Raw genomic sequence first — 1,925 nt, 5'->3', positions numbered from 1 at the left:
ATCAGACAATCTGTGTGAGCACTACGCGGGTTTGTATCTATTAGGTAAGGAGGTGATCCAACCGCAGGTTCCCCTACGGTTACCTTGTTACGACTTCACCCCAGTCATGAATCACAAAGTGGTAAGCGCCCTCCCGAAGGTTAAGCTACCTACTTCTTTTGCAACCCACTCCCATGGTGTGACGGGCGGTGTGTACAAGGCCCGGGAACGTATTCACCGTAGCATTCTGATCTACGATTACTAGCGATTCCGACTTCACGGAGTCGAGTTGCAGACTCCGATCCGGACTACGACGCACTTTATGAGGTCCGCTTGCTCTCGCGAGGTCGCTTCTCTTTGTATGCGCCATTGTAGCACGTGTGTAGCCCTACTCGTAAGGGCCATGATGACTTGACGTCATCCCCACCTTCCTCCAGTTTATCACTGGCAGTCTCCTTTGAGTTCCCGGCCGAACCGCTGGCAACAAAGGATAAGGGTTGCGCTCGTTGCGGGACTTAACCCAACATTTCACAACACGAGCTGACGACAGCCATGCAGCACCTGTCTCACGGTTCCCGAAGGCACTAAGCTATCTCTAGCAAATTCCGTGGATGTCAAGAGTAGGTAAGGTTCTTCGCGTTGCATCGAATTAAACCACATGCTCCACCGCTTGTGCGGGCCCCCGTCAATTCATTTGAGTTTTAACCTTGCGGCCGTACTCCCCAGGCGGTCGACTTAACGCGTTAGCTCCGGAAGCCACTCCTCAAGGGAACAACCTCCAAGTCGACATCGTTTACGGCGTGGACTACCAGGGTATCTAATCCTGTTTGCTCCCCACGCTTTCGCACCTGAGCGTCAGTCTTTGTCCAGGGGGCCGCCTTCGCCACCGGTATTCCTCCAGATCTCTACGCATTTCACCGCTACACCTGGAATTCTACCCCCCTCTACAAGACTCAAGCTTGCCAGTTTCAAATGCAGTTCCCAGGTTGAGCCCGGGGATTTCACATCTGACTTAACAAACCGCCTGCGTGCGCTTTACGCCCAGTAATTCCGATTAACGCTTGCACCCTCCGTATTACCGCGGCTGCTGGCACGGAGTTAGCCGGTGCTTCTTCTGCGAGTAACGTCAATCACTGCGGTTATTAACCACAATGCCTTCCTCCTCGCTGAAAGTACTTTACAACCCGAAGGCCTTCTTCATACACGCGGCATGGCTGCATCAGGCTTGCGCCCATTGTGCAATATTCCCCACTGCTGCCTCCCGTAGGAGTCTGGACCGTGTCTCAGTTCCAGTGTGGCTGGTCATCCTCTCAGACCAGCTAGGGATCGTTGCCTAGGTGAGCCATTACCCCACCTACTAGCTAATCCCATCTGGGCACATCTGATGGCAAGAGGCCCGAAGGTCCCCCTCTTTGGTCCGAAGACGTTATGCGGTATTAGCTACCGTTTCCAGTAGTTATCCCCCTCCATCAGGCAGTTTCCCAGACATTACTCACCCGTCCGCCGCTCGTCACCCAGGAGCAAGCTCCCTGTGCTACCGCTCGACTTGCATGTGTTAGGCCTGCCGCCAGCGTTCAATCTGAGCCATGATCAAACTCTTCAATTAAAAGCTTGATTTGCTTCAACTCGTGAAGCGGTGCTCAAAAATTAACTTTCGTAATAATTCAACTAAATGAATTACTGCTTGGTCACTCTTCAAGACTTGATATTTTTTTTATACCCGAAGGTATCTGAGATATCAATCCTGCGAGTGCCCACACAGATTGTCTGATAAATTGTTAAAGAGCAGTGAGTTACGTGCTTTCGCTTGCTAACTCGAGGTGGCGTATATTACGCTTTCCTCTTTCAGAGTCAACCCTTAATTTCAGGATATTTGACTCTCATCGCCGCCGTTACTCTGTGATGTTGTTCACATGTTCCGTGTCGATGGAGGCGCATTATAGGGA

General features: G+C 51.6%; 1 rRNA gene. It reads right to left on the bottom strand.

The features are described from left to right. Positions 1–45 precede the first annotated feature (45 nt). Positions 46–1,585 (bottom strand): 16S ribosomal RNA (locus WBL83_RS22965). Between the last annotated feature and the right edge of the window lie 340 nt (positions 1,586–1,925).

The sequence above is a fragment of the Buttiauxella sp. genome, from assembly GCF_049686335.1.
In the GTDB taxonomy this organism is placed as follows: domain Bacteria; phylum Pseudomonadota; class Gammaproteobacteria; order Enterobacterales; family Enterobacteriaceae; genus Buttiauxella.
This window is presented reverse-complemented; position numbering and strand designations above follow the sequence as displayed.